Origin of the sequence: Acidithrix ferrooxidans (assembly GCF_000949295.1) — a bacterium.
GTDB lineage: Bacteria > Actinomycetota > Acidimicrobiia > Acidimicrobiales > Acidimicrobiaceae > Acidithrix > Acidithrix ferrooxidans.
This window is the reverse complement of the sequence record NZ_JXYS01000025.1, coordinates 64,578-91,154: the sequence shown is the minus strand read 5'-3', so window position 1 is coordinate 91,154 and position 26,577 is coordinate 64,578. Positions and strand designations below refer to the sequence as shown.

The 26,577-nt window shown below is 47.4% G+C and carries 23 protein-coding genes and 1 pseudogene; 7 read left to right on the top strand and 17 right to left on the bottom strand.

Annotated features, from left to right (window positions below):
• Window positions 1-22: 22 nt before the first annotated feature.
• Together AXFE_RS05055 and AXFE_RS05050 are read right to left on the bottom strand one after the other, a co-directional pair.
• On the bottom strand, window positions 23-811 hold the full coding sequence (locus tag AXFE_RS05055; protein ID WP_200891192.1) for a crotonase/enoyl-CoA hydratase family protein: 789 nt from the start codon (window positions 809-811) through the stop codon (window positions 23-25).
• A gap of 277 nt (window positions 812-1,088) precedes the next feature.
• Complete coding sequence (locus AXFE_RS05050; protein ID WP_052604790.1) at window positions 1,089-2,549, bottom strand: hypothetical protein; 1,461 nt, start codon at window positions 2,547-2,549, stop codon at window positions 1,089-1,091.
• Window positions 2,550-2,744: 195 nt separating this feature from the next.
• Here AXFE_RS05050 and AXFE_RS05045 point away from each other — a divergent pair, with 195 nt between their 5' ends.
• Window positions 2,745-3,206 carry an aminoacyl-tRNA deacylase gene (locus AXFE_RS05045; RefSeq protein WP_160291736.1) on the top strand — a complete coding sequence of 154 codons (462 nt, stop codon included), beginning with the start codon at window positions 2,745-2,747 and terminating at the stop codon, window positions 3,204-3,206.
• A 260-nt stretch (window positions 3,207-3,466) separates the two neighbouring features.
• Entirely contained in the window at window positions 3,467-4,324 is an 858-nt protein-coding gene (locus AXFE_RS05040; RefSeq protein WP_052604788.1) for a deoxyribonuclease IV, read from the top strand.
• Here the strand turns inward: AXFE_RS05040 and AXFE_RS05035 are convergent.
• The 3 genes and pseudogenes from AXFE_RS05035 to AXFE_RS19075 form a co-directional block, all read right to left on the bottom strand.
• Window positions 4,321-5,103 carry an acyl-ACP thioesterase domain-containing protein gene (locus tag AXFE_RS05035; protein WP_052604787.1) on the bottom strand — a complete coding sequence of 261 codons (783 nt, stop codon included), beginning with the start codon at window positions 5,101-5,103 and terminating at the stop codon, window positions 4,321-4,323. The two genes, AXFE_RS05040 and AXFE_RS05035, sit on opposite strands and share 4 nt — an antisense overlap.
• A gap of 511 nt (window positions 5,104-5,614) precedes the next feature.
• A pseudogene (locus AXFE_RS05030) lies at window positions 5,615-6,229 on the bottom strand (IS1595 family transposase); the annotation flags it as partial.
• 574 nt (window positions 6,230-6,803) lie between these two features.
• Complete coding sequence (locus tag AXFE_RS19075; protein WP_152625873.1) at window positions 6,804-7,079, bottom strand: hypothetical protein; 276 nt, start codon at window positions 7,077-7,079, stop codon at window positions 6,804-6,806.
• Window positions 7,080-7,447: 368 nt separating this feature from the next.
• Here AXFE_RS19075 and AXFE_RS19890 point away from each other — a divergent pair, with 368 nt between their 5' ends.
• The gene (locus tag AXFE_RS19890) at window positions 7,448-7,606 is read left to right on the top strand and encodes a hypothetical protein (RefSeq protein WP_160291735.1); all 159 of its coding nucleotides are present in this window, start codon (window positions 7,448-7,450) and stop codon (window positions 7,604-7,606) included.
• 598 nt (window positions 7,607-8,204) lie between these two features.
• Here AXFE_RS19890 and AXFE_RS05025 read toward each other — a convergent pair.
• Both AXFE_RS05025 and AXFE_RS05020 read right to left on the bottom strand, forming a co-directional pair.
• Window positions 8,205-9,833: a long-chain fatty acid--CoA ligase gene (locus AXFE_RS05025; protein ID WP_200891191.1), complete on the bottom strand. Its 1,629-nt coding sequence runs from the start codon at window positions 9,831-9,833 to the stop codon at window positions 8,205-8,207.
• Window positions 9,834-10,017: 184 nt separating this feature from the next.
• Window positions 10,018-10,722 (bottom strand): gamma-glutamyl-gamma-aminobutyrate hydrolase family protein, encoded by a 705-nt coding sequence (locus AXFE_RS05020; protein WP_152625872.1) that lies wholly within the window; start codon window positions 10,720-10,722, stop codon window positions 10,018-10,020.
• A 276-nt stretch (window positions 10,723-10,998) separates the two neighbouring features.
• Between AXFE_RS05020 and AXFE_RS05015 the strand changes: the two genes are divergently transcribed.
• Window positions 10,999-12,384, top strand: coding sequence for a type I glutamate--ammonia ligase (locus AXFE_RS05015; protein WP_052604783.1), 1,386 nt, complete (start codon window positions 10,999-11,001; stop codon window positions 12,382-12,384).
• 108 nt (window positions 12,385-12,492) lie between these two features.
• On the top strand, window positions 12,493-12,639 hold the full coding sequence (locus AXFE_RS19885) for a hypothetical protein (protein ID WP_160291734.1): 147 nt from the start codon (window positions 12,493-12,495) through the stop codon (window positions 12,637-12,639).
• A gap of 350 nt (window positions 12,640-12,989) precedes the next feature.
• Here the strand turns inward: AXFE_RS19885 and AXFE_RS05010 are convergent, their stop codons facing one another.
• The 6 genes from AXFE_RS05010 to AXFE_RS04985 all read right to left on the bottom strand — a co-directional run bounded on the left by AXFE_RS05010 (window position 12,990) and on the right by AXFE_RS04985 (window position 20,277).
• A complete protein-coding gene (locus tag AXFE_RS05010; protein ID WP_052604782.1) occupies window positions 12,990-13,994 on the bottom strand; it encodes an acetamidase/formamidase family protein in 1,005 nt (334 codons plus the stop codon).
• A 25-nt stretch (window positions 13,995-14,019) separates the two neighbouring features.
• Window positions 14,020-15,237, bottom strand: coding sequence for an alpha-hydroxy acid oxidase (locus tag AXFE_RS05005; RefSeq protein ID WP_160291733.1), 1,218 nt, complete (start codon window positions 15,235-15,237; stop codon window positions 14,020-14,022).
• A 73-nt stretch (window positions 15,238-15,310) separates the two neighbouring features.
• Window positions 15,311-16,072: an SDR family NAD(P)-dependent oxidoreductase gene (locus AXFE_RS05000; RefSeq protein ID WP_052604780.1), complete on the bottom strand. Its 762-nt coding sequence runs from the start codon at window positions 16,070-16,072 to the stop codon at window positions 15,311-15,313.
• 676 nt (window positions 16,073-16,748) lie between these two features.
• Window positions 16,749-17,501 carry a GntR family transcriptional regulator gene (locus AXFE_RS04995; RefSeq protein WP_052604779.1) on the bottom strand — a complete coding sequence of 251 codons (753 nt, stop codon included), beginning with the start codon at window positions 17,499-17,501 and terminating at the stop codon, window positions 16,749-16,751.
• Window positions 17,502-17,963: 462 nt separating this feature from the next.
• A complete protein-coding gene (locus tag AXFE_RS04990; protein WP_200891190.1) occupies window positions 17,964-18,854 on the bottom strand; it encodes an amidohydrolase family protein in 891 nt (296 codons plus the stop codon).
• Between the two features lie 403 nt (window positions 18,855-19,257).
• Window positions 19,258-20,277, bottom strand: a complete 1,020-nt coding sequence (locus AXFE_RS04985; protein WP_052604777.1) for a PfkB family carbohydrate kinase — start codon at window positions 20,275-20,277, stop codon at window positions 19,258-19,260.
• A 205-nt stretch (window positions 20,278-20,482) separates the two neighbouring features.
• On the opposite strand from AXFE_RS04985, the gene AXFE_RS04980 reads away from it, so the two are divergent.
• Together AXFE_RS04980 and AXFE_RS04975 are read left to right on the top strand one after the other, a co-directional pair.
• A complete protein-coding gene (locus AXFE_RS04980; protein ID WP_152625871.1) occupies window positions 20,483-20,905 on the top strand; it encodes an SRPBCC family protein in 423 nt (140 codons plus the stop codon).
• Between the two features lie 147 nt (window positions 20,906-21,052).
• On the top strand, window positions 21,053-21,517 hold the full coding sequence (locus tag AXFE_RS04975; protein WP_052604816.1) for a MarR family winged helix-turn-helix transcriptional regulator: 465 nt from the start codon (window positions 21,053-21,055) through the stop codon (window positions 21,515-21,517).
• Between the two features lie 318 nt (window positions 21,518-21,835).
• Here AXFE_RS04975 and AXFE_RS04970 read toward each other — a convergent pair whose 3' ends face one another.
• The 4 genes from AXFE_RS04970 to AXFE_RS04955 all read right to left on the bottom strand — a co-directional run bounded on the left by AXFE_RS04970 (window position 21,836) and on the right by AXFE_RS04955 (window position 26,570).
• Entirely contained in the window at window positions 21,836-22,987 is a 1,152-nt protein-coding gene (locus tag AXFE_RS04970) for an ABC transporter ATP-binding protein (protein ID WP_052604775.1), read from the bottom strand.
• Window positions 22,988-23,109: 122 nt separating this feature from the next.
• Entirely contained in the window at window positions 23,110-24,723 is a 1,614-nt protein-coding gene (locus AXFE_RS04965) for an alpha-amylase family glycosyl hydrolase (RefSeq protein ID WP_052604774.1), read from the bottom strand.
• Between the two features lie 38 nt (window positions 24,724-24,761).
• Window positions 24,762-25,607, bottom strand: coding sequence for a carbohydrate ABC transporter permease (locus AXFE_RS04960; RefSeq protein ID WP_052604773.1), 846 nt, complete (start codon window positions 25,605-25,607; stop codon window positions 24,762-24,764).
• 6 nt (window positions 25,608-25,613) lie between these two features.
• Entirely contained in the window at window positions 25,614-26,570 is a 957-nt protein-coding gene (locus AXFE_RS04955) for a carbohydrate ABC transporter permease (RefSeq protein WP_082058492.1), read from the bottom strand.
• Window positions 26,571-26,577: the final 7 nt, after the last annotated feature.

Sequence of the window (26,577 nt, the reverse complement as noted above, 5' to 3'; positions counted from 1 at the left end):
ATTATCTGAGCCTAAAGTGGACTTATGAGCCAGTCCATTTGGGTTCTCTCTTTTCAATGAACGCTCTGGGCCCTTCTCGAAAGTCATTTGTCTGTGATAGGGTGCTCATAGCCATGGCGCTCAATGAAAATAGCTCATCTTCAGACAGGCTTAGAGCTCTCTTTGCGATATGGAGCGACTCTCTAACCGCAAGTGGGGCATTTGTTGCAATTCGCTTGGCTAAGGCAGTGGCATCTATAAGCAGTTGGTCGTCTTCGGTGATCACATTGACCATTCCGTGCAGGTGAGCGTCGATTGCAGAGATGGGATCCCCTGTGAGTATCATCTCTAATGCTAGGTTTCTAGGTAGGACCTTTGGCAATCTAAAAAGTCCCCCAGCTGCCGCTGCTAGGGATCGCTTTACCTCTGGTACCCCAAATTTGGCTGATTTTGTGGCAACTATTAGATCGGCGCTTAGTGCGATCTCGCATCCTCCCGCTAGGGCAGAGCCGTGCACAGCCGCTATGAGAGGCTTTTTTCGATCCCGACGGACGATGCCGGCGAATCCGCCACGAGATGTTGCTAGAGCACTAGCATTGCCGCTCGCAATCTCTTTGAGGTCGGCCCCAGCCGAGAAGTTGGTTCCATTGCCATAGAGAATTGCCACCCATGCATCTTCGTTGGCTTCGTAGTTGTCTATCGCAGCCTCTATTCCTTGGGCAACTGCTCCGTTTATGGCGTTTCGAGCTTCTGGTCTATTTATTGCAATTGCCATAATGTGTTCGTCAAGCATCATTTGCTCGACAGCCGTTGATGATGTACCGGTCGCCATTTATTCTCACATTCTTAGTCAGTGATCTTCGATATGATCAACAACTCGATCCTATCTTTTTTGCCCTTTATACTTTGGCCAAATCTCAGTTGTGCGACTTTGTTTGTGATTTTTCGCCAGATTGACACTGTTTCCCTGATTGTTAGGGCGCGGGCGACGTACTCCGTCGTTCAGTGTCGTATCTCCGTGGTTCGGGATCTTTGAAATAAAAAAGTACCCCCATCCTAACTTTCGTTTGAACGGGGGTACTTTTGCTTGTTCTAGTCAGACTTGTAAGTTACTCAACTGGAGCTTGCGCTTCAACTGGAGCTTGCGCTTCAACTGGAGCTTGCGCTTCAACTGGAGCTTGCGCTTCAACTGGAGCTTGCGCTTCAACTGGAGCTTGCGCTTCAACTGGAGCTTGCGCTTCAACTGGGTCTCCAATTTTGCGTCGGGGACGTGGAGGCGGAGGCATCTTTATTCCAAGGAGTTCAGCTAGGTGAGGTATGCGGCCACTCATCTGCTGTGCGAGGGCCTGTAGTTCAACTGGTGAGTTTTCCGGAAGGCCACTTGGAACAACGAGCTTTCTAATTGGCGACGTCTCAAGGGCGCTTAGCATGGCGCTCCAGTGGTCCGGTGATGAAGCCGGGCTCAAGGTCTGGCTTGCGGCCTCAGAGAGGCGGTTTAGGAGTTCCTCTGGCAATTTAGAGTTAACGTCAGGGGCTCTTGTTGAGGCACGTACAGCCTTGATGCTCTTGTTCTCTGTAAGTGCTTCTTCTATTTGGGCTACCCATTCTGACTCAAGCTTTTCAGTTCGAGCTTTAAGTAGTACCTTTAGTCGACCGAGCAATTCGACGAGCTCTTCGGCTTTAGCCACTCGTTCGCCGAATGAAACTACTGTCTTGATATCGCGAATGGAGATATTGTCGGCGATTGCTAGAGCGGCTTCAGCACGATCTCGCCAAGATGCTCGCTCATATGCAGGTAGAAGCGATTCTGCGATTGCGAGAATTGGATCCGATGGCATAGGAGGCTTAGACTCTTTGGCAAGCTCTTGGTTTTGGGTTGCTATAGCTGTTCTAACAGCAGGTAATCCGCCGGCCATTAGCTGTTCTGCAATTGACTTTTGCTCCTCAGGCACCTCTGCAAGGAAAGCGTTTCTGTGGTGACTCTGGGGAGTCAATCGCGCAAAGCGAACTGGGGCCGGTCGATTGTTCGGGGTCCTAGGTGATTCGTTGCGCTTGCGATTCGCGCCATCGCCACGTGGTTGCCGACTTCCTGTCTTTTGGGCATCATCTGCGCCCTCTGTGGCAGGACGACGGTCGTCGTTGGAACGTGGTTTGAATTCTCGCTTTTCTCGCGGCTTAGAGTCCGCGCCATCACGACGTTCTCGCCTCTCGCCTCTAGGTTTAGCTTCGCCCGTACTAGCTCCACCTTCTTCTTTTCGGCCGCGGGGCTTATCCTTAGAGCGAGATTGTTTTGCTCGCTCGATCGTGGTGAAGGTGCTAATGGGCTTGGGCACGATCTCGATAATATTATTACGTGATTCCTCGCGCTTTTGGGGCGCATGCACGGACTCAACGTATATACCATCGATTTCGAAATTTACTTCAGCCTTTACGACATCGCCAACTTTGGCTCCTTCGTAAAGTAATGACCCTGAAAGTACTCCCTTAGGCTCTTTAGCCCCGGCTTTTCTCCAGGTCCAGGTTTCATCTGGCCTCTTACTGGTTAGCTCTAGTTCCAATCGGGACGACATTGTCTTTAACGTACTCCAGTTTTATTAATCTGCTAGGCAGGTCGCAAAGTGCCGTGCCGTAGTGAACTTTGGTGTTTTAGGTTTTTAACGCCTTAGAGTAGCATAAAGCAAATTAGCGGTAATAGGTGCATTTGATGGATTGTGCTTGTAATGAGTACTCTAGGAATTAACTATTTTCATCTACTAAGGCTCAAGATGTCGCAACCAGATCAAGTTAATTTTGATATAGCCAAGCATAACTTGGAGGTAGTGGACTTTAGCGATTCGACGGCAACTTCCTTGGATGCGTCGCGAGCCCTAGGCGTTGAGATCGGTGCAATCGGCAAGTCGATTGTATTTGTCTCTGATTCGTCAACAGTTGTTGTGTTGATATCTGCGATCAAAAGAGTATCACGCGATAAGGTTCGACTCGTTCATGGCGACTTGAAACTTAGGATTGGTAGTCCAGCTCTAGTCCACCAGAGGACCAATTACTCCGTGGGCGCTGTTAGCCCATTGTCGCTTCCCGATGAGGTCACATTATTCGTTGATAGCGCCTTAGAGGACTTTGATGTTGTTTGGGTTAGTGCAGGTACGCCAACTAGCGTGGTGGCTCTAAATCGAAGTGTGCGAATGGAGCTTTTCGGACCAGCTAGGTACGAATTAGCCGAAGACTGATTTGCACAATTGATTTGCACAATACCCCTGAGGTAGCCTAGAGATAGCTAAATCAGGCAGAGTTGGTTCACGATAGTGGCCTCGAACCTTCACCGATAGTTGGCTTCCTTGTCGCAAGTTCGAGTTAACCTTCCTTGGCTCAGTTGCTTGGCTCACTTAGCTCATTTTTTTAGCACCTGATTTGAAAGTGACTATATATCTCTTTAGTTGGTAGCTGTTTATAGAGATTTTGGTTAGGTTGTTAACTTCGGAGGAACGACATGACAAGGCTGATAGGTGGACACGTATCTGGTGCTGGCGGCGTAGCCAAGGCCATTACACGTGGTGAGGAGATAGGCGCTGGTGTAATTCAAATCTTTTCGAATTCACCTCGGGGCTGGAAGGCCCAGCGGATCTCTTTAAATGGGTTTAGTGATGTTGCTGTGGCGATGGCGGCAACATCAGGAGTCGTATCTAAGATCGTCAGCCACGCGAGTTATCTGATCAATCTAGCATCACCTGACCCCGAACTCTATTTGAAGTCCAAAGCACTGCTGAAAGAGACTGTCAACTATTGCGATGAGATAGGCGTCGAGAGTGTCGTGCTTCATGTGGGTAGCCATAAGGGCGCCGGCTTTGACAGTGCTTTGAACCAGATCGTTGACGCCATTGATCAAGCACTCGAGGGAACCAAGCGAGTGCGATTACTTCTTGAAAATAGTGCTGGAGCCGGTGACTCAGTTGGATCGAGCCTAAGCGAGCTCGCACTATTGGTGTCGACCTCGCAGAGCGTACGTGTTGGGCTGTGCGTCGATACCCAACACCTCTTTGCGAGCGGTTGTGACTATACCGTATCCCAAGAGATGGAGCGTTTTAGCTCGTCGCTTGCGGAGAAGTTCAAAAAAGATGTAATTGGAGCGGTACATCTCAATGACTCCAAGTCAACATGTGGTTCCAACCTCGACCGTCATGAGAATTTGGGCGATGGACACATCGGTTTGGTCGCTTTGGGTCAATTCGTAAATAGCGAGTGGTTTCGAGATGTGGATTTGATCCTAGAGACGCCTGGTGCTGGCGATGGTCCCAGAAGATCTGACGTCGATTTGGTGCAAAGCATGGTTCAAGCAGAACAGAATTAGTTCTGAGCCAACCAGATTGAACATTCACTTTTTTGATTACAGACGAAGTCGATTTGAGCGACCTCACTTTCCAGGTCGTTGATAGCGATCGATAGAGGTCGTCCTAATTCAATTCCTGCGCGATACTCTCCAACTACGGTGAAGTGTTGACGGTCATTTTTCGGTGGGTCGTATCGGTTGATTAGTTCTTCAGCGGCTTCGAAATAGGTCGAATTGTTTATGTGTCCCAGCAGGTCATAGTCGGTGAAGCGTGGTGTCCAATCGAGTTTCTTGCCTGTCGTGTGAGGATCAAGTGCTAATCGGTGAGTAACCTGCCTGTCAAATGCTGACGGACCAAAGATGGCTAGGAAGGAGTCTGAAGTGCTCTTTGGGGTGCGGGTTATCGGGTCGGTCTGAATCCAAAGAGAAGATATCTCCACGACTGGTTTTTCTTCAACTTGAATAGTTGTTCTTCTTTGAGCCCATGCTCTTCCTACTCCGGCACAGAATGTGCTGACATTGATTAGGTCCTGGTAGCGAGCGTCACCTAAGAACTCTATTGCGGTTCGACGGACAACCCAAATACCCTCTTGGGAGAGGCCAGAGTCGATTAGATCGCTAGCAGCGATATCCTGGGCTATGCGGACCGCAGAATCAATGCGAAGGCGCCCCATTGTGTCACAATCGCCAAGTCCTAAGCGCCGCTGCGACGTGAAGACCCGACCGGATTTGGGGATCTCAATCAGGGTTAATGGCGATTTACTTATGTTTGTTTCTAGTTGAGCTATTCGGTGATTCATTGCATGGATAACTTAGTTCGATACCCGATCAAATGGTGTCTATGGTGTTTCTAAAGCTATTTTAGAAGTTCGACTTATCCGCATAGGGTTTGACTGCTGAGCGATTTCTTGCATCAAAGCGACCATCGAGAATTGCCAAGGAGAAGGAGCCCATATCAAGTATTACGAACGGTCATAAAGGCAAATTAGAACGAGCAAGGTTCTTCGAATTGGTTAAAGCATCAATGTTGCAGGTGTACGATCTAATGAGAGCCTAAATGTTCATGATTTGCATTTGATCGCTTGGCTTCCTTCAATTTGAGCCCGATCTTTGCATTATGTATCTTAACATTATGAGTAGCATGAGTCTAACGTGGCGTCAGAGATCGTTCTTCGTCGGAGTCTTTTCTCAAAAAGTGATTCCGAACCACTTTTATGTTGGCAGTTCTCAGGTATCTTGGCCCCAAGGGCGGACAGCCATGCTAGGCCGTCACCGGGGAGGAGATTTTGTGTGCATTTTACGGGGCTGTAATCACTGATCTCGCCTGGCTGTATTCGTATACGTACTTATAAACTTTCGCAAGCAAGAGCCATTCCGGAGTAGCGGATGTGGCGACGCAAACACACATGTATTGAGAAGTCGCTCGACCAATGACATTCCAAACCTCCTTCGGTTAAATCGGTAAACGAATTCCTCGAGGTAAAGTTGCTTACGTTCCTCACGTCCGTGATAGGTTCCGTCGATAAATTTTTTGCAGTTTCCAATCAGGGTATTGAACCATTTAAATGTTGCATGTGCCTGTTCGTCTTTGGATAAAGTAACCGAATTTGGTAATCCAAGCTCTCGAGCACATGCCCCATAACTTGGATTACCGTCGCTTATCGGCTTCGTGTCAGAATCTAAACGCTTTACAAAAACATCTTTGAATGATTTGGCGGTGGTGTCTTTGATTACTTCCATAAAGCAATGGATCGGAGCTCCATTGCTAAGCGATACGCCAATTAGGACATTCGTTTGTGTCGTTCCTTTTGCTCTTTAGCCTTCGCCATGGCTCTCACCACCCAAAAAGAACTCATCTACCTGGACGTTTCCTCCAAGTTTGTATAAACCATTACGATCAGCCATTGCTTTTCGTAGCTTATTTAGCCTGAATCCACAGAAATGGACCAGCTTGAGCCCTTCGGTGTGACTCTGAGTCGGTTTTTCGGAACTGATTTAGGTTTGACGGAGGGTCTATGGCTTAAATCTGGTTTCAGAGTGCCAAATATGACCTATTCCCTTTGTGGTTGAGCCTGTTTGGTCATTTTTGAGATTGTGAAATCTCATTTTAGCCATAGTGACCTAGTCCCTTGTCTTCTAGAGCAGTTCCTTCAAGTAATATTCAGTGTGTTAGGTAACCAGATGTTCAGGTGATGGCGATCTCAAACTTTCTGATCCGATCAAGAGCCTCTAAGAACTTATCCTTATAGTGCCAGTGTTCTTCAAGATGCAGTATTACTTTTCTAGCTGAACGAGTGATATGTCCTGCGATCTGAAAGTAACACCGTCGAAGCTTTGGTGTGGTGTAACAGTTTCTGTAATAGCACGTATTCGTGCAGTGAATCGTGCCAGGTTGTGTTCAATTGCACCGTGCCAGGTTGTGTGCAATTGCGCCAACCCATCTTTCCTAAAATCAACCTATTCTCCCAGCTAGTTGAGTATGTGGTCTTACGTTGGGACACTACAAATGCGTCGCAATCGTCTTTATCCGTTTAAGGGGATCACTAACTCCTAAGAGACGGTAGATCTCTTTGTGAACCGGCTCAGAAACACCACTGGTGCGGATGTGATAGACAACGCCTTTATCTGATGCAAGAACTATGGTGGCTCGGTGGTGACTAGTGAGTTGATCTTTTCGGGTGCAATTGGTCAAATACACCCACATTCGGTAACCGCTCGTTCCTCGTAGCGGGATTGCGCAATTGTTATGGTGGTTCAGACTTAGGGAGCTTGGCATTCATATGGTTATTCACCATAACTACGCAAAGTTTATCCCTTTGAGGTCACGCAGGAAAACTTGCGACCCTATGAGAGATAGTCAAAGTTAGACGCTTGATTGGAATGTTGCTCGAAATCCCATCGCAGCAGTTTAAGAGTTCCCCAAAAGCCTCAGAATGGTTTTAGTATCTCCGATTATTTATCTCACCAAGGTGAACGGGGAAGTCTAACTATGATTTCTTGACGATATTTGCGCATAAACGAAATATAGATAGATCAAGTTGGATAGGGCGTTCCAAGGCGAGTATTTGCTTTAAGAAGATTTTCTAGAAACAGAAATTCCATCGAGGCCGAAATTTCGCTAGGTTGCTCGTAGCCGGTTAGTTCGTGCACGATTTGATCTCTCGTTGTGCTCTTGGAACCCCAGATGGTAAGGGCTACTGGTTAGTCGCAAGCGACGGTGGAGTCTTCTGCTTTGGTGATGCAGCCTTCTATGGCTCAACAGGTGCAATGAAGCTAAACAAGCCAATAGTAGATATGGCCTAGCAAAACTTCCCACCCGAAGTACTATCAAATGGGGCCAAAGGCGGAGACAACTCCGCTTTTGGCCCTTGAAACTATTGGATCATGTTTTATTTTGCAACTTGGCGCGGAAGATGCCTTGTGGCATAATTATTGGGTATTTCCTGGTAAATACTTTGTCATTGATATCCAAGGTGGGCATCGAGTGGCAGGATTAATTTAGGGTTTCTCTGTAGTTTTCATCAAAACTGTCCTCAATTGGGGATATGGCTGTGACGAAGGCGTCATAGCTTCTTTCTATCTTTGTCTTTTGGTGAGTGGTTTGGCAAAAGTATAAGTGGTTGAGCTCATCAGGTATAAAGTTCGCATATTCTAAGTCACTGAACTTTTACGAGTTCATTCGCGACGGTGGTAACCACCCAAGTCACGGCATATCTCATCTAGAAAGATCTCTAGAAAGATCGCGCTTAGCAGTCTAAAGATCGCTAGCGCGAGTATGATGTCGATGATCTGGCAATAGTGTGCACACATGTAATCCCTCGAATCCCACAGGGACACTAGGAAACTCCTGTTGTTTTAGTAGAGATAATTGCTTCGAAATCGACTCTAATTGTTTGTACCCTTAGTTCTTGTTGTAGCTGCCGGGTTCGTCTTGGCTCGTGAATTTAGCCCTTAGTGTTTTTTTATCGAATTTTCCGACGCTGGTTCGAGGAACTTGATCGATGAATTCGACCTTGTCGGGGAGTTGCCATTTTGCAAATCCTTGAGTTTCAAGATGAGCTTTTATTGATTCAATGTCAATAGTTGCATCTTTGTCCAGAACGACACATGCGAGGGGTCTCTCTTGCCACTTATCATCGGGCATAGCAATCACAGCTGCTTCGACAACTCCTGGCATTGCCATTAGGGCGCCTTCTAGATCGACGGAGGAGATCCATTCGCCGCCCGATTTGATTAGGTCTTTAGTGCGATCGGCTATGACGAAATAGCCATCTGGAGATCCAATTGCTACGTCGCCTGTCTTGAACCATCCATCCTCTGTGAAGGAGTCGGCGCCACGTTCGTGTAGATATGCGCTGATTACCCAAGGTCCGCGTACGTAGAGATTTCCCATTGACGTCCCGTCCCAGTCAACTTGGCTCCATTCGTCATCTCTAAGGGCTACGTCAATTCCTGGTGCTGGAATCCCAGCTTGGCCTCCAACCCGCTCTAGAAGTTCATCTGCGCCAAGGTGGCGCATGGAGTGCTTTGGCCTGGCGACTGTCGCTAATGGTGAGGTTTCGGTCATACCCCAAGCTTGGACGATTGGGATGTTAAAGTTGTCTCTATATCTAGCAATGAGTGCTTTCGGCGGTTGCGATCCACCACAAACTATCTCTCTGAGGCTTAGTTTTAGTTCGCCTCTCGATCGTAATTCTTCTTCTAGACCTATCCATACAGTAGGAACACCTGCAGCAAGTGTTACCTCCTCGTTTATCAGAAGATCCACAAATGAACTGGGGTGTAGATGAGGATAAGCAAATGCAATCTTTGCGCCTGTGGCAATTGCCGCATGAACCATTCCCCATGCTGATGCGTGAAACATCGGCACTACAGGAAGGATGCAATCTGAGATTCCAAAACACATGCCAGAGGGCGATGCTGCATTTAATGCATGGAGATAGGTGGAGCGGTGCGTGTAAAGTGCCCCCTTGGGCCGTCCGGTCGTGCCTGATGTGTAGCAGAGGCCAGCCGCCTGTCGTTCTGGAATAGGTTTTTCGTCGTACTCATCGAGTGCGTTCGAGAGTAGTTCTTCGTATGACTCAAGGCCCTCAATTGAGCTTTGAGGAATTACGTCGTCCATCACGATGATCTTTTTTACGGTGGGAATTTGTTCTGCAATGGCTTCTAGAACTGGGACGAGATCTGGTGTCGTGAAGATGGCTTCGTCTTTTGCGTCGTTGATTATGAAGATTAGGTCCTCTGAAGATAGCCGAGCATTTAAAGTATGAAGTATGCGACCAGTGCATGGAATTGCGAAATAGCACTCTAGATGGCGATAGTTGTTCCAACTTAAAGTGGCGACCTTTGCGTTTTCTGTAAGACCAAGACCGTCTAAGACGTTCATCAGCTTTTTGCTTCTCTTTGTGAAGTCACCAAAGCTATAGCGGTGGGTCGTCGTTGGAGAAGTTTGCGTGACGATCTCAACGTCACTAAAGTGCGTGTCTGCATGGGCGAGAAGGCGCCATGTATTTAGATCGACGTCCATCATTGACATATTGTTTCCCCCTGAAAATTTATTCTTATCCCCTATAAAGTTAGCCTAAATCTATCGACATTTTTGGTTTGAATGGTTATCGATATATTTAGATGGGAGAAATTTATCGACAGGGCTTGTTCTGTCGATCTGGAGGTTGAAATGTGGAGGTATCCATCTTTGTTGAGGGATCTAAGGTTTAGGAAACAACCCATTCGAAACCAGCTAGATGTCTATCGTCCCTCTGGAATAGCCGCTCTGGATGCCATTGAATTCCCATCAGATTGTTGCCTTCGATGGCCTCAATGACGCCGTCGGGACTATAGGCGACAGGATGAACATCTTTACCGACGTCTTTTACCGCTTGATGGTGAAGTGTGTTTACCATTTCGGCACCTTTCATCTGTGATCCAAGTTCGCTATTACTTTCGAATCGAATGGCATGGGCTAGGTCGTATTCTTGTTTTGGCTTGGAGTGGTCATGAAAGCCAGCACTGACCAGATCTTGATAAAGCGAACCGCCCAGGAAGACATTCAATATTTGCATCCCACGACAGATCGCGAGTATTTTCTTGGATGACGAAAGAGCTGCTTCTATCATCGCCATCTCAAAGCGATCTCTTTGTGGATCAATGGTTTCTAGTTTGGGATGAGGGTCTTGGCCATATAACGCGGGATCGACATCCCAACCACCCGAAATTATCAGTCCATCCAATTGGTCCATTGTGGAGCGGGCGTACTCCGAGAGCGTTATTTCAGATTCGGGGGATTCCAAAAGATTGGTTGGCGCCGCCGAAACGAGAATTGAAAGCGCATTGAGTTTGCTCAAAGCATCGCTGTAGCCAACATGTATCCCGTACCTATGGTCATTTTGCCTGCCAAAGGTTATGCCTATTCTCTTCAACTCTTCCCCTTGATCTACGGTCGCCACAGTCCTAAATTGACTAGTACGGGTTATCGATTTCGTCAATCTTATAAGCACGAGTCGGTGATTTGGCCGCGGAGAGTGCGTTGGTTTCTTTTTGTATTTTATGAACCAAAGAGCAACATCGTGTAAGATCCTTTGTCGTCATAGCAGGGAGATCTCGAGATAGCGGATCAAAGGCGATACTATTGCCTAAGGTGTAGATGGTATTTGGATTGAATATCGAGTTCGAATTCAGCCTAAGAAAGGATTGAAGTGAACGATCTTCTCCACGATCTGAGACAAAAAAATTCATCGTTAGTAAATGGGGTCCATCGCAATCTAGAAAAGAGCGATGTCCGAGCTATTGCTATTTCGTTTATCGATAACTCTGGCATTGCAAGAGCCAAGGCTATTCCTTTTCAACGTCTAGATACGGTTCTGTCTAAAGGTTTATTGATCTCACCCGTTTTGGACACCCATATGGTAAATGACGTCCCTGCTCCCAATGCATATTCAAAAGAACACGAGATTCTTCTTTTTCCAGACATTGAATCCCTTTCCTTGGTAGAGGGCGATCCGGGGTGGGCCTGGGTAGCTGGGTCGCGATTCAACTTTGACGGTTCGGCCTATGAACTCTGCCATCGAAACATTGCTGGTCGACTACAAGGTGAACTTTCTAAAATTGGCCTTGTAGCACGCATTAGTTTTGAAGTCGAATGGTCTGTTGAACCGATTACTTCCAAGGCCTCGAAAGAGGGAAAAGATACTCCAAACGTTCTGGAGGGTTCCTCTTTTGGGTTGGCTCGTTTGGTGGACGTTGGCGCGTATTGTCTTGAGATCTTAGAAGACTTGGAAGCAGCCGGCGTTGGAGTAAACGAGATCTTTCCTGGTTTTGACTCTGGCCAGTTTAAGGTTTCAACGGATTCGTACGATATCGTTCGGGCTGGCGATGTGGCAAGTCTGGTTCGTCACGTAATTCGAATTGCCTCTCGGCACCATGACTTGAGAGCATCCTTCTCGCCGACAGTCAGTATCGATGGTCCTTATAATTGTGGTCAGGTTAGATTTGTCTTTCAAAGCTCTGGGAAGAATCTATTTGGAGCCGGTAGCGAATTCGCAGGACTAACACCAGAGGGCGAGGCAATTTTTCGTGAATTGATCTCGGAATTGAATGCGCTTGTCGCGATTGGTGCACCGAGTTATGGCTCATATTTGAGATTCGCCAAAGAGCAACGATCTAAGTCAAAGAGAGTGGCTGGTCTCATTAATCCGAGTTCTTCAATCTCTTTGGTTCCTGCGAATGAGATCTCTGGGGAGGTTGGCGCCTTTGGGCGTATCGGAGTCTTTGATCAAAGTGCTTCGCCATACCTAGTGGGCGCTTCAATGGCTGCAGTTGCGACAGCGGCCATTGAAAAGTTGCGTTCGATCGGTAGCGATACAAGTGGGACGTTAGTTGACTTAGGGGAATTTGAGGATTCACCGTCTTTTCCAACCTCTGTCGATCAAGCAGTTGAGGCATTAAAAGGGAGTCAAGTTTTGATGGACGCCTTTGGACAGGTATTCATCGAAACATTTGCTTCGTTGCGAGTTGCAGAGTCAAATTACCTACAGGGCATTGGTGACCTAGATGCGACCGCTGCAGTCAGATATCGTTACTAGTCATATCAAGACTAGGATCTCGATATGGGATCTATCGCAATAGTGGATGCGATGGTTTTTGCCAACTTATGCGTGATCGGAGATTCCATGTAAGTTGGTTTTATACGGGTGAATCCTTCCCAATCCTATCTTTTGGATCCAGGCACTAAGATCCAAAAGATAGAGGACGCTACTTGGAGCGCTTTGATTGATCTGGGTTATTTGGCGTCTTTGGCTCAATCTTACTTTGAGCTTCCGGCCTCTATTGGCGCTTAAGCGACCCTCAAGCGACCCAGTGTTGTCGATATTGTCATCTGTGGCACGTGGCGCGTTGGAGTGAGATCGTCAGAACCCAGGTGCGTTATTTGTGGCGGTGGCCGGGTTCTGGTGTTTCAATCCTCACGCGGTTCCTTCGAGTGATCTTGCGCGAGCTGGCAGATATGGGATCTAGGGTTTTTCACCTTAGCGGCGCATTGGGGATTGACTTTTAGGTTCTGAGTTTTGGTCTAGATTATGTTTTGGTCCAGATTAGGCGAAGGGAAGGACGGAAGTGCTACCATCGCAGTGTTTTTGGCGATTGAGGTACGGACCATATTTATTGCGGGTTAGAGATCAATCGCCGGTGATCAAATCCCAAGCTTTGAGGCAATTGCTCTCAGTTCGTTGTGAATATCATTGTAGATGGATACCCTTGGAAGAAGGTTTTTAGCGACTTTGACTACAACGCTATAGTTTGCATCTACCACATTGGCAATTGGCGCCTTTGAGATCTGCGATAGCAGTTGGTAGGCGTCCATATGGTGCAGCTCGAATAGTTCTTGAAACCAATGAACCATCTCTACTTGTGCAATTCGCCAAGAGTCTTCCATTGGCCTCGATGACCCCACTACCATTAGCTGGTCGTCGCTTTCGATTCTTGGCCAAAGGGGTGCATTACCTTTGATCAGCTCTACTATCAAAGTGGTGGTCATGGCTCCTTCAACTGCGGTTCCGCATGCTTCGCCCTCTCCTTGGCGGTAGTGGCCGTCTCCAAGTGAAAAGAGCGCTCCCTCTACATTTACCCCTAAAAAGCAAGTAACCCCTGGTCTCATCTCAGGTGTATCCATGTTCCCGCCAAAGCGCTCCGGGACAAGGGAAGTTCTTACTTCGGAAGCGCCGGGAGCAACTCCAACGGTTCCCAGCATCGGCTCGATAGGAAGGTCAACTTTAAATTCACTAAAGCGAGCATCATATTCAAGCGTATTCTTTGACCGATTGATATGGTATATCCATGTGGTATCTTCGAGGGGATCCTGAAGGGTTGCGGTTCGATCTGTTGAAGTGAGGCCGCCAAAAAATGGCATTACCGCAGAGACCCCCCAGTCGCGTGCTGGCTTCATTGAGATGAAATGAAGCACCAAGGTATCGCCGGGCTCTGCGCCTTCCACGTAGAAAGGACCTGTTTGAGGGTTGACATAGCGCAGATCTACCTTTTGACTGGAGAGATCTGCTGGTGTTTGAAGGGCATAGTTGAAAGCGTCTTCCGACCAGAGTTCCATGATCGTTCCTGGACGGACCTTAAATAGCGGCTTTGCTCCCCCGAAGGTATAGTTGAATTGCTCTCGTTCTGGTCTAAATTCTATTTTTTCCATCTGCCTGTCAGCCTTTGTAGTTCCCTTATCGACCCTCTCGAGGTCTGATTTTGACGTTTTTCTCTGAAAGTTGATCGATAGATGTAACGCCCATCAATCCCATTTGGGTGCGGACCTCCTTGGAGAGGATTTCAAGTGCTCTTGCAACGCCATCTTGTCCACCTGCCATGAGTCCATAGAGATAAGCGCGACCAATAAATACGGCATTTGCACCTAGGGCAATGGCGGCTATGATATCTGCTCCAGTGGTGACTCCGCCATCAATATAGATTTCGTATTCAGCAGGTAACCCAGCACGAATCTTCGGGAGTACCTCCAGTGGTATTGGTGCCATCTCTAGCTGGCGTCCTCCGTGATTGGAGATCCAGATGGCATCGACCCCAAGGTCTACTAAGGTGAGGGCATCCTCGGTTGTAGTTACCCCTTTTGCGATTATCTTTCCTTGCCAATGCTCTCTGAGCCAATGAATATCCTTGGCTGTAATCGCGGGATCAAAGACTTGCCCAACTAGGTCAGCTACAGAGCCCGAAGTGGATTTGAGGTTTGCAAATTCAATAGGGGGTGAAGCCAAAAGATTGAACCACCATCTCGGATGCATTGAAATATCTATCAATGAAGATAGAGAGAGCGTCGGTGGAATTGTAAAACCATTTCTAACGTCGCGATTTCTAAGGCCAGCAATTGGCGTATCTAAGGTCAATGCGACACTGTCATATCCCTCTCTTGCTGCCCGCTCGAGCAGTTCAATGTTGAATAATCTATCCTTCCAAAGGTAAAGTTGAAAGATCTTGCGCGTGGAAGGCGCAGCTTTAGCTAGCTCTTCGATCGAGGTTGTTCCCAGCGTTGACAAGGCATAATGAAGGCCTGAATCCTTAATACCTCGGGCGACGCCCACCTCTCCACTATGGTGCATCAGCCGGGTGAATCCAGTTGGAGCTAGCGCGAAGGGCATTGGACTCTTCACCCCTAAAATTGAGGTAGAGGTATCTATCTTAGAGATGTCGACTAGTAGGCGGGGAGTGAACTCTGCCCTTAGGTAATAGTCTTTTTGACGCCTTAGCGCCTCCTCGGTTCCCGCAGCACCATCGACGTAATCAAAGACTCCCTTAGGGACTCTACGTCGCGCAAGCTCTCGCATGTCGGCGATATCGGCCACGCGGGTCAATCTTGATCTTTCTAGATTGAAGAAGTCGTCGGAGAAGTTCAAATAATTTCCAACATTTCTTAGCCGCGGTCTTTTCATGATTGCTCTCATTGGATCAAGTGGCTAATTATCAAGGGGTTTTTCAATTAAACTGCTCGCTTTGTTTCTACGGCTAGAACTGAATTCCTCGGGTTAGCGCCCCATCGACGACGAGGTTGGTTCCAGAGATTCTGCTCGCTGCGGGGCTTGATAAAAATATTACAGCATTGGCGCTCTCTTGCGGTGTTCCCATTCTTCCCGTTGGATTTAGCGCCATCGCCATATCGAAGAGTTGCGGATTTCCATTTTCAATATTTTCCCACACTCCACCCGGAAAGTAAGTATTACCAGGTGAAACCGTATTTGCACGGATATTTTTGTCAGCATAGGTGAAGGCTAGGTGGGCTGAATAGGCGATAATTGCAGATTTGACAGTTCCGTATGGCCCACCTGCAAAGTCGGCTTCGCGCCCCGACACGCTTGAGATATTCACTATCGATCCTTCGCCACGAGCAATTAGATGGGGTAGCGAGGCCTTGCAGATTCTAACTGTACCCATTAGATCGACCTCTAGTGAGAGCTTCCAATTTTCTTCGCTGTCAGGTATGGCAAGTGCACTGACGTTATTAATTACGATATCGAGGCCGCCAAGTTCCGATGCGCTGGCTTCCACCCAATCAGCAACACCTTGTGCATTTCCTATGTCAAGCGTTGTCCCCATCGCTCGAACGCCAAGTGAATTTAAGAGTGTTTGAGTTTCAGCCACTTCTGAGGGGTTACGGGCGCAGAATGCCACGTTGGCACCCTCCTTTGCAAATCCCACAGCAATAGCACGACCAATTCCTTTGGTTCCTCCTGAAATAAGCGCAACTTTGCCTTTGAGGCCAAGGTCCATTTTTTATCACTCCGAATTTAAAATCTTAATTCTCTTCATCGTTTTGGATATCTTCGATGATCTCAATTGCTAACGCCTTCGACGCTTAGGATCCTCTTGTATCCCTAATGCATCTATGAATTATCACAGATGATACCCTACCACACAAGGACGAGTGGTATATTTCTCCCGAATTATTTAAATGACCATGAGTTTTTTGGACTGGGCGAAACGATGAGGTGGTTTCATTGGGTTTTTTGGACCGTCGCTTGGCACTTGCTCTTAGGAGTTTCTGTTTGGTACTTTGCCCTTTTAGATGGAACGATTTGGTAAACAATGGTAGATGGTGGACCTCGTAAATGACTTTTTGGAAGATACCTTGCATCTATGCCTTGCTATTTTGCATTGTGATCTTTAGTATCGAATGATCTTGGGACTTTTATTTTCGAATGGACAAATCGTTAGTTGGTTGATCCAATATGTGGACGTTGGACAATTTTGGACCTATAGGAATGTTGCTTTAATTTCGTGACATAACGCTTTAATTCGAGAGTTGTTTCCCCTCCCTCGATTGCAGAGTATTCTGCAGGGACAGGTGCGACAGGGGCTGAATAAAGGATTGATTTAATTTTTCTTTGTGTCACCCTTGTCTTTTGATTATCGTGTAGTTACTTCCAAGTCATATTTCTCGAGGATGTCAACTATAGAACGTTTGGCTCAATTGCGTTGAATTGGAGGTTTTGGCGGAGTCGAACGAGGAGACGAACCAATATCGGTCTCCTCGAACGATCGTGTCGCGTACTTCGAGTTGAGCCGCGCCGAAATATGTGACTCTTCGGATTGAGAGAGCGGCACTCGGTGATTTACAACCGAGTAGTTCTGATTCTGATGGTGGTAGGACGATTGGCGAGAATCTTTCTTCGCCACTGGTGGGCGAGATGTGACAACGCAGTTCAAGTTCGTCGTAAAGGAATGTGTGCTCAAAGGCTACATTTAGGAGAGGCTTTGCATAACTCATTGGTATGTGCACCTTGTCATGAGCCACTTCTAAGGCGCCCGCATATCTAAGACGTTCTAGGTAGAAGAAGTTGTCGTCGGTCAATTGGAACTGACACGCTAAAGCTTCGTCGATGACGCTACCCTGAAAAAGAACTTTAGAGTTCTGCTGATATCCGCACCGCTCTAATTCGCGAAAGAGCGAATAGATCGAGCCGAGACGCTGTTCAAAGCGAGAGTGTGACAGAATGGTTCCTCGCCCGCGATGGCGAACCACGAGGCCATCTTGTTCCAAGTGACGCACGGCTTCACGAACGGTTTGACGTGAGACTTGATAGTGCTCGATCATCTCCTTGTCCGTTGGAAATCTTTCAGTGAATTCGCCAGAAGATATTCTTCTGCGTAAGTCTTCTAGGAGCTGTGACCAAAGTGGCAGCGGACTTTTGCGATTCAAACCGTACTCCTGTTTTGTAGGGATTATTCTAAGGCAAATTTGTCATAAGATTAGCAGATCGATGCTTTGGATTGACCCTAAGGAAGACGATTGTTACCGTTTTATAAGTTGTGGCTGTGCGCTTCAAATTTGGTAATATCTATGCGGAATGTATCTTTTTTAGTCGGGAATCGTTTCCTAGAGTTCTCGCTAAGCTAGGCCCCACATCTTGTATCATCGCTTGGGTTTAAGTGGAATCTGCCATTCAAAATGCGATTGACCCACTTGAAACATAACCTTTTGGTCGAGATAATTTTTGAGGTATGGGAACCTAGCGCTGATCCGGATCCATGTTAGAGTGATGAACCTTAATTTGTTTTTGAGCAATTTTAGATATCGCAAAGCAAGTTGAGATCACGGTTTGGGTCCGTTTGTACGATGAGATCTGTCGGTGCGATCTATTGGTCTCTGGTTGGTTTTACTTTAGGCGCCGACGTGAAAGAGACGTTTGGCGTTTTCATAGAGGATGGCCCGCAACCATTCATCGCCAAGACCTAAGTTGGCTAGTGATGAAAGTTGGAGGGCATATTGATATGGGATATTGGGGAAGTCACTGCCCAAGAGAATTTTATCTTGGAGTTTTTGCAAGATGGGTAATAAGGAGATAGGAAATGGAGACTGTTCCTGGGTGAAGGGGGTAAAGGCCATGGTGGTATCGAGATAAATGTTAGGGTATCGCTGGGCGAGTTCGATGAATTGAAGATAGTCAGGCATTCCCATATGCGCGATTATCAGATACAGTTCGGGAAATCTTTCCAAGACAGATGAGATGGGGTCAACTCCTGTAAATCTTCCTGATGTTGGTCCTGAGCCTGCATGTATCACGATGGGTATCTGTGATTTTTCTAAGATCGACCATACCTCGTTTAGATTTGGGTCCCTAGGATCGTAGTTTCCCACCTGGACATGGGATTTAAAGACCCTGGCTCCTTCTTGGATTGCAGAAGTTACATATTGAGGTGCGGATTCTTCTGGGTAGAAGGTGGCTGAATGGATGACCGACTTCTGTGATTTGGCAAAGTCTGCGCTCCATTGATTTAGCCACTGTGCCATATCGGCCTTGTGGGGGTAGTTCAATGCGCTATGTGCAATTACTCCGATTTTATCTAGAAACGAAAGACGTTCTGACTGGCTGATTTTGTACTGTATGGGCCAGTGTCGACCCATTAAAGGGCCGGCATCTTCGAAGTATTGCCAAACCTTCGCCATCACATTGTCTGGCATGAAGTGGATATGGATGTCGATTATTCCTGGTAATGAAAGGGACTTGACAAAGTCGTTGATCTCGTGGTCTTGAAGTGTAATTTGGGCCAACTTTGATCTCCTATTGATCGATACTTGCTACCTTCGGAATCGTTAAATTGCGATCGATGGTAAATTGCGACAGCAAAACTTTCCTATGATCCTAACTTAGCGCCCTGATGGGAACTTTTCAGAGAAATACCAATACAGCGATTTGTGCGATTGAAGATTGGGGTTGGTGATTAGGGTTCGTTGGACCCAAAGCGTTCTGGTAATTGACCCAGATGGGACCTACTCGGGGATGCTTGTTTTTGAGAACTCTCGATCGTCGATTGAAATTGCAATAATTGGGTGATTTATGAGGGCGGCTCACCTTCGTCTTCCAGCACCTCTAGGGCTGGTAAAAATCACTATACCGATTAGATCGTGAGAGCTTAAATGGCGTTAACTTTTATAAGTTCACATTCCTTCGAAACTACAGATCGGACCAGCCTTCTATGGAGGATACCTCAGGGGCCCACGGGGGTTCGGCTCCTTGCTTGGTGCAGTTTAGAGCAGCTATTAGAGCAGCGGCTTTAGCGGCTTTAGTGACTTGGCCTATGTCGTTGATTTCATTTCGGCTTAGTTTGGACTTTAACCACCAGGCAATGAATCCTCCGACAAATGCGTCTCCAGCACCTACGGTGTCAGCGATCCTAACAATAGGTATCTCTACGAATGCGGTTTGATCCCCAATGTAGATCTCTATAGGTGCCCCACCACGGGTTACGAGGATACATCGTGGCCCTTGAGCAAGAAGCGATTTAGCGGCATTTGCAATCTCTAGCCCGGGGAATAGGTAATCCAGATCTTCATCACTGACTTTTATGACATCACAGCGTTTGTATAGTCTTGTGAGTCTTGCGATATATAGATCCTTGTCGGCGATTGCAGTGGGCCTGCAATTTGGATCTATGACGACAAGGGTATCTTCCGCAGCGCTGGATAAAATTACCTCTGCTACAGAAGCCATGGGTTCTACTACTAGTCCTAAAGTACCGGCATAAATTGCGCCGATAGGCCTTTTGCATTGATCCATGAATGCGCTAACTTCGTCCGTGTTGATTTGAAAAGCGGAGGTTCTATCTAGATGGAAGCCATAAGTTGTCTTACCTTGGTCTTGGTTTACCACCGCTAGGGGAGTGGGTAGTTGAATTTCATCGGGTAGCCCAAGGATTACTCCGTCTTTTTGGAGTCCGACTCGAATCTTGCGCCCGAAGACGTCCCAGGAAAGTCGACTAAAGAGATATGAGTGGCCCTTTAATCTAGAGATCGTTCTAGCGACGTTTAGCGGTCCACCGCCAGGAATTGCCCTAATAGCGCTATCTTCGCTTACAAAGAGGTCTACGAGGTTTTCTCCCAAGATTACAGCAGCCGGTTTGGATTCTAAGGTTTGGTCGTCTCTCGCATTGCCGGTCGAATCTTCGATGGCTATCTCGTTTTGGCTTTGGGGCATATCTCACCTGTCACGCGTGACTTTCATCTTGCTTAAATCATGATAGAAGCGAATTGGAGATTTGCATAAGAGATTTGATTACCCATTGGAGAGTTGGGTAACTTCCATATCCGGATTTGTAACCTAGCACCTTGAGGGCTGAATCGTGGAGCGAGGTCTTGGATCCAAGGGACGAAAATATAATAAGCGCGTATACTATATATTTATGGAAAAAGTGATTGCTGTAGCTCGAGCGTCCTCAAAGGTAGCTCCATCGACTTTCTACGATCGCTGGCTGGACCTTGGGAGTTGGAGTGATTGGGATTTAGATGTCGAGTGGGCCACTCTTGTGGGACCTATGATTCAAGGTGGCGTTGGAGAGATGAAGCCAAAAAGGGGACCGAAGGTTTCTATCAAAATTGAGTCATTGGAGTTAGGTAGCTCTTTTGTCAATAGCTCACGGTTGGTCGGTGCCAAATTGATATTTGGTCATTTTCTCTTGGCCCGCGAAGATGGTGGAAGCGACATCGAGGTAGCGGTTTCACTTTCAGGGCCAATGACCTGGATGTGGCGACGTATTTTGGCTCCAGGTATTCGCTCAAATACCAAAGCCAGTTTAGATCGCCTGGTAGAGATGGTTGAAAATTAGGTTTTAGAACTTCGCAGTGATTATAAGGGCCGCTTTGGTTGCCGGATCGCAAGAGCTATTTAACCTTCAGTGGCCACCAAGATTACTTTAGCTATGCCATTGTTAGATTTTGACTATGCTTATTTCGATTTGGGAAGGATTCAAGATATGGCGATAGCTCCTCGGCAAAACTTAGATAGTGAATTCGATACGCCACAGGCGAGTCCTGGCTTTTTACTTTGGTATACCACGAATCGTTGGCAGGCATCTCAAAGGGCTGCACTTCGACCATTTGGATTGACCCATGTTCAATTTGTGGCTCTAGCTTCATTGGTTTGGCTTAAGAACAAGCGGGTAATCAACCAACGAGATTTAGCAAGCTTTGCATCTATCGATCCGATGATGACCTCTCAGGTCTTGAGGAGCCTTGAGGCAAAGAATCTAATTGTTCGAAGTCAGGACCCACTCGACAAGAGAGCGTGGCTTCTTTCGGCTACCGAAGCTGGAACTGAACTGGCGAATCAGGCCATAGTTGCCGTAGAGCGATGTGACGAGGAATTTTTTAGTCGACTCATCGATGTAGAAGCTTTTGTGGAGCAATTAAAGGCTTTGTCGGCGATTGAAGAGGCATAGCTCATAAAGTGTTTTGGTCTTCCTTGGGCCAACCTTTAAATCGTGAATTTCTATTTCGATTGTTGCTACGGTCTAACCGATTAAGAGATCTAGCGATGAGATGATTTTGACATCACATAAGCTCGGCCTAATTGGATTATCTTGAAACCGAATGTTATGTGGCGAAATCTCTAGTGGCAATGGACGGTGGCACTAAATTGTGGCCCATCGTCTTTTGGAGATTGGCACCTTCAAAATCTTTTACGAAGGTGCCAATAGACATTTAGAGCCCTGAAGCGATATAAGCGCCGAAAGGGTTAAATCGGCAAAGTCGAGTCGTTAGTAGATTGCTATCCCGGTGACGGAATCGAAGAAGTGAAAAGCGGTAGAATTTGGCTTTAGGCGAACGTTATCTCCAGCCTTTACAATTGCGCGTGGTTCGATCCGAGCAACTCCTGCCCCTTTGCTTTCCATTATGGTTTCTGCCTCTTCAATCGCACCCTCAACGGTGATCGAATTAGCTTTTATCGTGAAGTGAACGATGAGTTCAGAGCCTAGCGCTTCCACGATTTCCACTACAGCACCTACCGCATTAGTCTCTAATTCGTCAGCCAACGATAGGTCCTCGGGGCGAATACCAACGGTAATTTGCTTGCTTGCGTAACTTTCGAGGATTGGATGTGATACGAGAACGCTGTCAGGTAGATCGATGAGTTCCCCAGCGAGAATAAGTCCCTTGGCGCCCTGAGTCAATTCTGCCTGGTAGAGGTTTATTGCGGGCGATCCGATAAATGAAGCGACGAATTGGTCGATGGGATAGTCGTATAGGTTTTGCGGGGTATCGCATTGGAGGAGATTGCCGCTATTTAGAACCGCCACGCGGTCTCCCATGGTCATAGCCTCGGTCTGATCGTGGGTAACGTACATGGTTGCTACGCCAAGCTGGCGCTGAATCTTTAGGACTTCAGAACGCATCTTCACTCGAAGCTTGGCATCGAGGTTTGAAAGAGGTTCGTCCATCAAAAGAACCGAAGGCTCCCTTACTATTGCTCGGCCCATGGCTACACGTTGGCGTTGGCCCCCAGAGAGTTCCCGAGGCTTACGGTCCAACCATTCGGTCAGACCAAGAAGTTCTGCGGCGGCACGTACCTTATTGCCGATCTCTTCCTTGGGCAGCTTCTTGAGTTTCAGGGCAAAGCCGATATTTTCAGCTACCGTCATGTGGGGATAAAGGGCATAGTTTTGAAATACCATCGCGATGTCTCTGTCTTTGGGTGATACTTCGTTGACTACTTTCTCGCCGATCTTTAAAGATCCGTGTGAGATATCTTCGAGTCCGGCAACCATGCGGAGTAGCGTGGTCTTCCCACATCCTGACGGGCCAACTAGGACCATAAATTCTCCCTCGGCGATCGATAAAGAGATGTCATGTACCGCTTCGTAACCGTTTGGATAGATCTTTTTAATATTTTCTAGATTGATAGTTGCCACGGTTGCGTCCCCCAGTTAGGTAGTAGTTTCTCGCAATTTTTCGGTCTTTACCGCTGGTGGCCACCATTTGTTTAAATGGCTAAGACCAGCGGTTTCTTTGGTCTTTGACTAATGATTTTGTCTTAAAAAGTAAAACGTAGCTCTTGAGTCGAAATCACGGACTCCCATCCCGCTAGTTGAATTGTATCACTTTGGACCTCCCAGCTTGTGTTATCTAGGCTGTGTAGGACGATTGAATTTGGGTCGCAGTGTGCAATTATCGTTGCATCTGAAAGGTTTGAGGCAACATAAGAACGCCCGGTTCGGTAATAGAGTACATCGGGTGGACTCTCCAAGAGGGCAAAATGTTCTCGTCGAAAGTCATAGGCCGTCTTGCGCAATGCAAATAGTTCTCGAGCGTAGTGAAGGATCGAATTCCTATTGGCCATTTGCGAGGCCACATCTTGATAGTCATTTGCTCTATATGGTAACCACGGAGCGCTGTCGCCATCACTGAAGCCACGATTTGCACTAGAGTTCCACGACATTGGTAGTCTTGCGCTATCTCTTTCAAATCGAGTACCTGGTATGCCCGCTGTCATTTCGTCCCGCATCATCTTTGGTGGTACCGCTTCGTCACCAAACCCAAGTTCGTCACCATAGTAAATGACTAACGTGCCCGGAAGGGTGGCAAGGATTGTAAGTGCAACTCGGATCTTTTTCGCATCACCTTTGGCCCATCGTGTTGGGAAGCGGGAGATATCGTGGTTCGAAGCAGTCCAGACGGGAGTAGATCCCTCAGGGAGATGTCTTAGTGTCTCGGCGATGGACTTCCTAAGAGAGCTGGCATCGAACTTCGAGAAGGTAAAGAGGAAGTTGAAGGCCATTTGAAGTTCATCGTTTTTTCCGTAAAACTTCGCCAACCCTTCTAAGCCATCCACCCAGGTTTCACCCAGTAGTAGACGCGGTGGAGAGTACGACTCTGCTAAGTTTCTCCATCTCCGATAGACATCGTGGACCTCGGGTTGATTTTTCGAATATTTTTCTATCAAGTTGAACCGTTCATTCACCGTATCTTCAGGAGGTGCAATTGGGTCGTCTCTTAGGTCTTTGTCCTTGTAGAGGCCGTGCGCTACATCGATTCGAAATCCCGCCACACCCTTTGCGAACCAGAATTGAACGATCTCATCCATCTCTCGATGAATTTGTGGATTCCACCAGTTCAGATCCGGTTGACTCTTTAAGAAGTTGTGGAGATAATATTCCCCGGAAGCTTCGTCAAAGGTCCATGCGCTCGAACCAGTTGCATCGATCCAATTATTAGGTGGCTGGTTCGGCCCCTTGCCCTTTGCCCAAACGTAGTAGTCTCGATATTTTGACTTTGGGTTACCCTTAGACTCAATGAACCAGGCATGTTGGTCGCTCGTGTGGTTAGGGACAAGGTCTAGAAGTACGTGGATTCCTAACTCTGCTGCTGTTGATATGAAGCGCTCTAGCTCCTCCATTGTACCTATAGAGGGGTGGACGCCTTTGTAGTCGGCTACGTCGTATCCCCAATCTCGATCTGGAGAGGGCATACTCGGTGAAAGCCAGATGCCGCCTACGCCGAGCCAGTTTAGATACGGTAGCATTTCGTGGGCACCGATTATATCTCCTAGCCCGTCTCCGTTGCCATCCTTAAAGGATCGAATATAGATGTGATAGATCAGTGATCCATCCCACCAGTGTCTTTGTGCCTTAAGGTCAATATCTGTCAATTAATTCAGCTTTCCTTATAAAAATTGTGGCGTTTTCCTCAGCCCTTTACCGCCCCGGAGGTCAAACCGGAGACCACCGACTTGCGGAAGACAAATACGAGAATTCCAATCGGTACAACTGCTACAACGCTAGCTGCAAATATTGTTCCATAGGGAATATTGAATGGTGTGCCAAAGAGTGCGATTCCTACAGGTATGGTTCTAAAACTGTTCGAGTTGTTGAGGGTTAGTGCCATGAGAAATTCCGTCCAACACGCTGTAAAGGTGAAGACTCCAGCTGTGAAGAGGCCCGGCAACGCTTGTGGCAAGATGATCGACCAGTAGATGCGAAGTGGGGATGCGCCATCTATTCGTCCCGTCTCCTCCATCTCTTTTGGTAGTCCCAGGAAGTAGTTTCTCAGGATCCAAATGGCAAAGGGTAGATTGAAAGCGGTGTAGGGAACTATGAGCGCCTGATAGCTGTTTAACCATCCAATAGTGCGCATCATTAGATATAGGGGCGGAATTACTGCAATTCCTGGAAATAGCGAAATGACCAAAAGCGTCAACATGATCGTGGTTTTGCCTCGCATTGGAAGTCGTGCCAAGCCGTAGCCCGCTAGAGATCCCAGTCCCAATACCAAAATGGTAGCAGCTACGGTCACGATCATTGAGTTGATGAAGTATTGACTGAAGCCGTATTGACTGAATGCCTGCTGATAGTTTGCAAAGCTAAACGGAGAGGGGATATATTGAGGTGGCGATGCACCTATTGCCACTGGTTGTTTGAGGCTTGAGATAACTAGCCAGTAGATCGGCAAACTCACCGATGTGACGACTACGAAGACTCCGAGATTTACCAAGTTGATATATCGAGCGAAACCGGTTTTTTTCTTACGTTCCATCTTTGGCTACTCCCCGCTGTTCACTTGGCTCTTGAAGACCTTTAGAAATGAAAGGCAACCGATTAAAACCAGGCCCGTAGCACTGACCGCAACTGCAGAACCAGGTCCGAATTGTAGGTTTTGAAACATGGCTTTGTACCCCAGGATTGCCAAGGAGGTAGTAGAAGTCCCGGGCCCTCCACCAGTCAAAACGAATGGGAGGTCGAAGATTCCAAACGCTTGTAAGATCCTAAATAGGACCGCGATGGCAATTGTTGGTCGCAGCAGAGGGAAGGTTATCTTCCAGAACATAACCCATCCAGAGCATCCGTCCACTGCGGCTGCTTCAAAGACATCGCCGGGTAGCATCACGAGACCCGCTAGGACGATTACCGCCACAAAGGGTGTTGTCTTCCAGATGTCGGCAATCATCATTGAGATGATGGCTGGCGTGGGACTTCCGAGAAAGACCGGTTTGCCGAGGCCGACGGCGCTAAAGATCTGTTGCATGACGCCGTAGGAACCCTGAAATATATATTGCCAAAGCTCGGCCGATATTACGGTGATTATCGACCAAGGCAGGAGTAGCAGGGCCATCATGGGACCGCGTCCTCCGGAAAGGCGTTCCATCAAAAGCGCGATCATTGTTCCTAGTATTACCTCCACTAGGACCGAAACAATGGTATAGAAGATGGTAAAGGCTAAAGCGTAACGCCACTCAGATGAGTGAATCAAGATCGAGAAGTTGTTGAAGGTAAAGCCCCCAAGCGAAAAGCCGTTTCCTGAAAGGGTTACGTTTGAGAGACTTAGGATTACTGAGAAAGAGATTGGGAAGATTGTAACAAGGCCAACTACTAGCAGTGAAGGTGTGGTGAAGCGCCATCCGAGGCGCGCCAGTAGGATTTGATTTCGATCTCGGAGCTTTTTCGAAGCGGCTTTTGAAGTAGGCGTGGCTTCTGTGACTTTCGTTTCTGTTGCAACCATGGGTATC